Genomic DNA, 7,097 nt, shown 5'->3' on the forward strand with positions numbered 1-7,097 from the left:
CTACTCGGCCCCTATCAAATCGGCCTGCGTCGGCAAATCGGCACCTGCCCGGCTGCACGTGATGCTGGCGGCGCGCACTGCCTGCTCCAACACCTCGCACAACTTCGATTTCCCCATGGTGGTCACGGCGCCGCGGCGTAAATTTCCACCTTCCGCAAGCTCGGCCAACAGCGCCGCGTGGAACGAGTCGCCCGCGCCTACCGTGTCCACAACGTCCACAGGTCGCCCGGTGACTTGTATCTTCCCGTCGCGGTGATAGGCGGTGGCGCCGTTCGGGCCGTCCGTCACAACGACCAACTCCACGCCATTCGCCAGCCAATTCGCTGCCAACACATCCATCGGCGCGTCGTCGCCCCAGGCCGCCAGCAGATCCTCGATGCTCAGCTTAATGAGCGAGGCGGTACGGGCAAACCTGGCGAAGCGGTCACGCCAGGCCGCCGGGTCACCCATCAGCGCCGGACGCACGTTCGGGTCCAGGCTGATGAAGCGCCGATCCTTCTCCCGCTCCGCCAGGGCCAACAGGGTTTGCCCGACCGGGTCGACCGTCATGGAGAATGAACCGAACGCGAGCGCCTCGACCGCGACTGGCAATTGCGCCGGCAGATCGCCCAATGTCACGTCGGCATAGGCGCAATCGGTTGCGTAGAACACGTAGCCGGGATGGCCGTCGGCGCCGGGCGATACCGCAACCAAAGGCGTTGGGCGGGTGCTGCGTTTCACCAACGCCGTGTCCACACCCTCCGCCTGCAACAGGCCCAGCAGGAAGTCGCCCAGCCCATCGGTGCCGATGGCGCCCAGGAACCCCACTTGCATACCCAGTCGCGCCACCCCCACTGCGAGGTTGAACGGCGAGCCGCCAGCGATGGCGCGGGCCGCACGTTCCGACCTACGTCCGGAGCCCGCGCCGGCGATGAACATGTCGATCAGCGCCTCTCCGCACACGATGATCATGCCGCGAGCGAGTGCTTGAGCAAATGCGTGAACGCCCGGCCAGATTGGTCGAACACGTGGCACGCGACCGGGTTGACAGACAGGCGCACGGTCTCGTGTGGGCGGGTGAGGTCGCTGCCCTCGATCTGCACCGTCACCTGCCGGCCGTCCTCGATCGTTACGTGCAGCAACGTCAACCCGCCGAGCCGTTCCGCCAGTCTCACCTCGCCCCCGATCGGGCCGTCCGGGTCGAGCCGCAACCCCTCTGGCCGGATACCGAGCGTCACCGAATCCCCTTGGTTGGCCGACCCGGCGGCGACCGGCGCCACAATCCGCGTGCCGGACGCGAGCGCGACCGCTAGGCCCGATGGCCCAGCCTCCTGCACGGTTGCCGGCAGCATGTTCATCTGCGGCGATCCGATGAACCCGGCGACGAATAAATTCTCCGGCCGATGATACAGATCGAGCGGAGAGCCAACCTGCTCCACCCGGCCTGCCTGCAGAACGACGATCTTGTCCGCCAGCGTCATCGCCTCCACCTGGTCGTGGGTGACGTAGATCATCGTGGCGTTCAGTTCCTCGTGCAGGCGGGACAGTTCGATCCGCATTTGCCCGCGGAGGGCGGCGTCCAGATTGGACAATGGCTCGTCGAACAGGAATACGCGTGGCTGTCGGACGATGGCGCGGCCGATCGCCACGCGCTGGCGCTGGCCGCCGGACAGATCCTTCGGGCGACGATCCAGATACGGTTCCAATTGCAGGATCCGGGCGGCTTCATCGACCTTGCGGTCCCGTTCCGCCCGCGGCACCCGGGCCAGCCGCAGTGCAAACCCCATGTTCTGCCGAACGGTCATGTGCGGATACAGGGCGTAGGATTGGAACACCATCGCCAGGCCACGATCCGCCGGCCCCAACTCGTTCACCCGCTGCCCATCGATCTGCAACTCGCCGGCCGTAATCGCCTCCAGCCCGGCGATCATGCGCAACAGGGTCGATTTGCCGCAGCCGGAGGGGCCGACGAACACCACCAGTTCCCGGTCTGCGACGTCGAGGCTGACGCCCTTGATCACCTCCATTGGGCCGTAGTTTTTGCGCAGGTCGCGAAGGGTCAGCGTGGCCATGGCGAATCCCTCATTTGACGGCGCCGAAGGTCAGGCCGCGCACCAATTGCCGCTGGCTGAACCAGCCGAACACCAGGATCGGCGCGACTGCCATGGTCGAGGCCGCAGATAACTTGGCGAAAAACAGTCCCTCGGGGCTGGAGAACGAAGCGATGAAGGTCGTGAGCGGCGCCGCCCCTGCGGACGTGAGATTGAGACTCCAAAACGCCTCGTTCCAGCACAGGATCAGCGACAGCAACCCGGTGGAGGCGACCCCCGGCATCGTCAGCGGCAATAGCAAATGCCATACCTCGCTGAAAACCCGCGCACCATCCATGCGCCCGGCTTCCAGGATGTCGTTGGGTACCTCCTTATAGAAGGTGAACAGCATCCAGACAACGATCGGCAAGTTCATCAGCGCGTAGATCAGGACCAGTCCAATGCGGCTGTCCAGCAGCCCGGCGGTGCGGAATAGCAAGTAGATCGGCACCAGAACGCCAACCGGAGGCAGCATTTTGGTCGACAACATCCAGAGTAGCGTGCCACGGGTGCGCGCTGTCGGATGGAACGCCATGGAATACGCTGCCGGAATGGCAAACAGCAGCGCCAGCACGGTGCCACCGACCGACACAACGACGCTGTTGAGAGCGAAGCTCAGGTAATCGGCTCGTGCCAATACCTCGCCATACGACGCCAAGGTGGGGGTGAAGGCGAGGCTGGACTTGACCGCGTCGCCCTCGGTTTTGAAGCTGGTCAGCACCATCCAGCCGATCGGAAAGAATAGCAGCAGCGCCACTGCCCAACCCGTGATCGCAGTCGTCACCCTTTGCAGCAGACTGTCTTGCACTGGCCTAGACCTCCAACCGCCGGGCGATGCTGCGCACCAGGAAGAACGCCACGATGTTGGCCAAGACGATGGCGACCACGCCACCGGCCGACGCGCCGCCAATGTCGTATTGCAGCAGCGCGCGGGCGTAGATCAGGAATGCCAGGTTGGTACTGGCATTGCCGGGGCCGCCCGAGGTCGTGACGAAGATTTCGGCGAACACGGTCAACAGAAAGATCGTCTCGATCATCACCACGACGCCGATCGCACGTGACAGATGCGGCAAGGTGAGGAAGAAAAATTGCGCGATCGCTCCCGCACCGTCCATCCGGGCTGCCTCCCGCTGCTCGTGGTCCAGCGACTGCACGGCTGTCAACAGGATCAACAGTGCGAAGGGCAGCCATTCCCAGGACACGATGGCAATGACGGAGGCGAGCGGATATTGCGCGAACCAATCGACCGGCTCCAACCCTACGGCCCGCATCGCCACGCTCAGCACGCCGTAGATCGGGTGCATCAATAGGTTTTTCCAAACCAGGGCGCTCACCGTTGGCATGACGAAGAACGGCGATATCGCCAGCAACCGGGCGATATTGCGGCCTGGGAAAGGCTGGTCGAACAAGACCGCCAGCAGCGTGCCAAATCCCACGGTGATGACCAGGACGGACCCCAGAAGGATGACCGTGTTGGTCAACGCCGCCCAGAAGTCCGGGTCTGTCACCAGGAATTCGTAATTGTCCAATCCGGCAAACCCGGCGGCTTCCGGGTTCACCAGATTATAGTACTGGAACGAGAACCAAACCGTCATGACCAGCGGCACGATCATCCATGCCAGCAGGACGATCACCGATGGCATCACCAGCCACGATCCGGGTTTGCGCGCGGTCGTGGCCTGGCTGGCGAGCGTGGCGGACACCCTACTTCTTCGGATAGCCAGCCTGGCGCATCGTCCGCTCCGTCGCGGATTGGGCGGTTTTCAGCGCCTGGTCGACTGTGCTCTGCCCACTCAAGGTCCCGGCGATGGTCTGCCCGACTTGGGTCCCGATGCCCTGGAATTCCGGGATCGCCGCAAACTGCGCACCCTCATAGGGCCGCGGCTGCTCGGTGGCACCTTTGGGGTTGGCAACGTTGATGGCGTTCAGCACGAACCCGGCAAATGGTGCGGCCGACTTGTAGTCCGGGCTATCATAGGTCGATTGCCGCGTGCCGGGTGGAACCGAAACCCAGCCATTCTCCTTGGCGACCAACCGGATATACTCTTTCGACGTGGCCCATGTGACGAAGGCGCGGGCGGCGTCCTTCTGTTTGGACGAGGCCGGGATGCCCAGATTCCAGCTCCACAGCCAAGTAGGGCCGCCCTTGTAGCTGCCGGTCGGCATCGGCGCGAACCCAACTTTGTCCGCCACGCTCGATTGCTTCTTGTCATACAGCAATCCGCCAGCCACCGTGGCGTCGATCCACATGCCGCAATGGCCGCTGCCAAACAGCGCCAAGTTTTCGTTGAACCCGTTGGATGTGGCGCCAGGTGGTCCGTCGGTCTTCAATATATCGCTGTAATAGGTGATGGCCTTCTTCCAAGCGGGTGTGTCGATGGTCGGCTTCCATTGCATGTCGAACCACTGGCCGCCCTCCGCATCCACCAGCGAAGTGACGTAGGCCATGTTCTCGCCCCAGCCCGGCTTGCCACGCAGGCACATGCCGTAGACCTGATGCGCCTTGTCGGTGATCTTGTCGGCAAAGCCACGGATCTGCTCGTAGGTTGGCGCGTCCGGCATCTTCAGTCCGGCCTTGTCGAACAGGTCGGTGCGGTAATACGTCATGGCACTTTCGGCATAGAAGGGCAGGCCGTACAGCTTGCCATTATAGGTCAACGCGTCGCGCACCGGCTTTAGCAGATCGTCGACGGCGTAGCTGGCGGGCAGATTGTCCATCGGTTCCAGCCAGCCCTGCTTGGCCCAGATCGGCACCTCGTAATTGCCGATCGTCATCACGTCGAACTGGCCGGCCTTGGTGGCGATATCGGTCGTGACGCGCTGCCGCAGGACGTTCTCCTCCAACACCACCCAGCGTAGATGGATGTCGGGGTGCTGTTGTTCGAACTGGGCCGACAGTTTCTGCATGACGACCATGTCGCCATTGTTCACGGTGGCGATCGTGATGGTCGAGTCCGCCTGCGCCGCCCCTGCAGACACGGATAGCACTGCCGCCAAGCCCCAGATTACGCCAGTCCGATTGCGCCGGGCCATAGCACGTCTCCTCACGGGTTTTATGTGGCTGCCATCATGCCGCCTTGCCTGGACCGTCCCACCCCGCCGCCTAGGCGTCAACACCGTTAGAATGCCAAGGTGTGCGCCGCCTCCGCCAGGGTTGCCCGGCTGCCCTGGGCGTAGAGCGAGGCAAGCCAGCGCCCCACTGTCCCCACCAGCCGGGCATCGTCGCCCAACTCCCCGAACAGTCCAGTCAGGGCCAGCAGTGGGCGGGGGTCGCTGCCGCCCTGGATCGCCCGCTCGCGCAGGGTCTCGGCCAGCGGATGGCGGATGTCGATGGGGCGGCCATGTTCGTCCTCGCCGCGCACCCGGCGCAGCCAGGCGGCCAAGGCCAGGCCCAGCAGCTCGATCGGTGCGTTCGCGCGCAGGCAGTCGCGGATCGGGTCCACCAGGATGTTCAGCGGTGCGTCGGTGTTCACCCGCTCGACCGTGTCCTTGATCGCCGGGTTGGCAAAGCGCTCGACCAGGGTCTTCTTGTATTGGGCCAGGTCGATACCCGGTACGGGCGGCAGGGTCGGCCCCGTCTCCCGGTCCATCAGCGCGACCATAAAGCGGGTCATCAGCGGGTCGGCCATCGCCTCGTCGATCGTGACGTAATCGGCCAGCCGACCCATGCCGGAGACGGCCAAGTGGCTGCCGTTCAGCAGGCGCAGCTTCATAAACTCGTAGGGGGCGACGTCGGGCACGAATTGTGCGCCGACGTTTTCCCAGGCTGGCCGACCGGCGGGGAAATGGTCCTCGATGACCCATTGCGTGAAGGTTTCGGCGAAGACCGGCCAGCGATCGATGATGCCGAACCGCTCTGCAAGCACCGTCACGTCAGCCTCGGCGGTCACGGGCGTGATGCGGTCGACCATCGTGTTCGGGAAGGCGCCGTTGGCCGCAATCCAGGCTGCAAGTGCCGGGTCACGCAATTCGGCTAGCGCCAGCACGGCATCCCGCAGCACGCGGCCATTATGCTGGATGTTATCGCAACTGAGCGCGGTGAACGGCGTGGTCCCGCTAGCCCGTCGGCGGCGATACGCCTCCACGATGATGCCGATTGCGCTGGCGGGCTGTTGTGGCTGCGCTAGGTCCTTGACGATGAGCGGATGCGCCGGGTCGAGCACCTTGGTGGATCGGTTCAGGCAGTAGCCATGCTCTGTCACCGTCAGGCTGACGATGCGGATCTCCGGCCGGTCGATCGCGTCCAGCAGCGTGGCGGAGGACTCGCCAGCGAACACCACGTCTGCGAGGGAGCCGATGATCGTGACAGTTTCCTCGGCAAAGCTACGCTCGACCAGGGTGTACAGACGGTCCTGCGGGGCCAGGCTTTCCTGCATGCGCCGGTCCGCCGGCATCAGCCCGGCGCCGACGATGCCCCAGCCCAACGCGTCCGCGCCCGCTTGCATCAGGTCATGTGTGTAGCGCGCCATATGCGCCCGGTGAAACCCGCCAAGCCCGAGGTGCACGATGCCGGCCCGCACCGCCGCCGGGTCGTATCCCGGCGTATGAACCGGCGCCTGGAAGCGGCCGAGATTGGCCCGGTTGAGCTGAATGGCTTGCACGATAGTCCCCGCCGTTGCTTTGCTCATTCTGTGGCCCGGCTTGACGTCCCGCAACCCGCGACCGGGCTAGCGTGCCAGAACCGCCTGGATCAGCGCCTCATATCCGGCGATATGGTCCTCCATCCGCAGGGCCTGCTCGGCGAACCGCCTTGCCCCTGCGCCTAGACGTTGACGCAGGGCGTCATCCGCCAGCAGCGCGCCCACCTGCCGGGCCAACGCTATCGGATCAAGCGGCGGAACCACGGCCGCGTTGTCCCCGTCCGTCAGGAACTCAGCCACCGCCGGCGTATCTGCGGCCACGATGGCGCAACCGCACGCTAAAGCCTCGCGCAGCGACCAGGAGGCGATGAATGGGTAGGACAGATAGGTGTGGACGTCGGATCGCTGCAACAGGCGGATGTGGTCGTCGTATGGAACTAGGCCGGGG

The 7,097-nt window shown here is 64.5% G+C and carries 7 protein-coding genes; all 7 read right to left on the reverse strand.

Annotated elements, in window-relative coordinates:
• Nucleotides 1-951, reverse strand: coding sequence for a carbohydrate kinase (locus tag GSQ76_RS06630; protein WP_158743127.1), 951 nt, complete (start codon nucleotides 949-951; stop codon nucleotides 1-3).
• Nucleotides 948-2,051: an ABC transporter ATP-binding protein gene (locus GSQ76_RS06635; RefSeq protein ID WP_158743128.1), complete on the reverse strand. Its 1,104-nt coding sequence runs from the start codon at nucleotides 2,049-2,051 to the stop codon at nucleotides 948-950. The genes GSQ76_RS06630 and GSQ76_RS06635 overlap by 4 nt, the downstream gene beginning before the upstream one ends.
• 10 nt (nucleotides 2,052-2,061) lie before the next feature.
• Complete coding sequence (locus GSQ76_RS06640) at nucleotides 2,062-2,877, reverse strand: carbohydrate ABC transporter permease (protein ID WP_254070275.1); 816 nt, start codon at nucleotides 2,875-2,877, stop codon at nucleotides 2,062-2,064.
• A 4-nt stretch (nucleotides 2,878-2,881) separates the two neighbouring features.
• Nucleotides 2,882-3,712 carry a carbohydrate ABC transporter permease gene (locus tag GSQ76_RS06645; protein ID WP_158743135.1) on the reverse strand — a complete coding sequence of 277 codons (831 nt, stop codon included), beginning with the start codon at nucleotides 3,710-3,712 and terminating at the stop codon, nucleotides 2,882-2,884.
• A 61-nt stretch (nucleotides 3,713-3,773) separates the two neighbouring features.
• The gene (locus GSQ76_RS06650; protein ID WP_158743129.1) at nucleotides 3,774-5,102 is read right to left on the reverse strand and encodes a sugar ABC transporter substrate-binding protein; all 1,329 of its coding nucleotides are present in this window, start codon (nucleotides 5,100-5,102) and stop codon (nucleotides 3,774-3,776) included.
• A gap of 86 nt (nucleotides 5,103-5,188) precedes the next feature.
• Nucleotides 5,189-6,697 (reverse strand): mannitol dehydrogenase family protein, encoded by a 1,509-nt coding sequence (locus tag GSQ76_RS06655; RefSeq protein WP_158743130.1) that lies wholly within the window; start codon nucleotides 6,695-6,697, stop codon nucleotides 5,189-5,191.
• Between the two features lie 39 nt (nucleotides 6,698-6,736).
• On the reverse strand, nucleotides 6,737-7,097 hold a 361-nt coding region (locus GSQ76_RS06660), incomplete at its 5' end, for a glycosyltransferase (RefSeq protein WP_158743131.1).

It is taken from the genome of Acidisphaera sp. L21 (assembly GCF_009765685.1).
Lineage (GTDB): Bacteria > Pseudomonadota > Alphaproteobacteria > Acetobacterales > Acetobacteraceae > LMUY01.

What these genes read in the sequence shown, in the direction of transcription:
- GSQ76_RS06645 (WP_158743135.1), bottom strand. Translation starts at nt 3,712, where the DNA reads ATGCCATCGGTGATCGTCCTGCTGGCATGGATGATCGTGCCGCTGGTC.
- GSQ76_RS06650 (WP_158743129.1), bottom strand. Translation starts at nt 5,102, where the DNA reads ATGGCCCGGCGCAATCGGACTGGCGTAATCTGGGGCTTGGCGGCAGTG.
- GSQ76_RS06630 (WP_158743127.1), bottom strand. Translation starts at nt 951, where the DNA reads ATGATCATCGTGTGCGGAGAGGCGCTGATCGACATGTTCATCGCCGGC.
- GSQ76_RS06655 (WP_158743130.1), bottom strand. Translation starts at nt 6,697, where the DNA reads ATGAGCAAAGCAACGGCGGGGACTATCGTGCAAGCCATTCAGCTCAAC.
- GSQ76_RS06635 (WP_158743128.1), bottom strand. Translation starts at nt 2,051, where the DNA reads ATGGCCACGCTGACCCTTCGCGACCTGCGCAAAAACTACGGCCCAATG.